Raw genomic sequence first — 531 nt, 5'->3', positions numbered from 1 at the left:
GTGCGGGCGAGGCCCGCAGCAGACGACTGAACGGATCGGTGATGACCTGCACGTTCATACCGTGCTTCTTGTGTTTCCCGGAGAAGAGGGGTCGGTCGGCGGCGATCCTGTCGATCGGCGGCAGTGTGCCGTTGAGGATCACGAACGCCTTGGTGGAGGCGGTCTTCATCGCTTCGGTGAGGGTCGGTGCGAGTGCGGCCAGCAGGTCGACGGCCTCGCGGATGTAGCGGTAGACGGTACTGGTCCCGACCCGGAAACCGGCCGCGAGCTGGGCATACGTTGTTCCGTGCCGCAGGTGCGCCAGCGTCAAAAGCGCCTGACGGCCGGCCGGGAGCCGACGCCAGCGGCTACCGATCCGGTGGTGGTGCTCACGAAGACGAGCTGCAGGGAAACGAAGGGATCGGCTGGACACGTCCAGTCCGCACGGGTAGACAAGCACACGAAGCCTCTGGTCGGGCGAGGGAATCTTGGTCGTGAACCCGTCTACCAGGGGCTTCACTCATGCGCCAGCCCAACTCCTCAGCACAGCAG

1 protein-coding gene is annotated in these 531 nt (G+C 65.3%); it reads right to left on the bottom strand.

Annotated features, from left to right (window positions below; all coding sequences use genetic code 11):
• A partial coding sequence (locus ACFQLX_RS25745; RefSeq protein ID WP_386418942.1) for a transposase family protein occupies positions 1–439 on the bottom strand: 439 nt, incomplete at its 3' end.
• Between the last annotated feature and the right edge of the window lie 92 nt (positions 440–531).

The organism is Streptomyces polyrhachis (assembly GCF_042663125.1).
In the GTDB taxonomy this organism is placed as follows: Bacteria; Actinomycetota; Actinomycetes; order Streptomycetales; family Streptomycetaceae; genus Streptomyces; species Streptomyces polyrhachii.
Note: the sequence above shows the minus strand (reverse complement) of the source record. Positions and strands in the feature narration are given on the sequence as shown.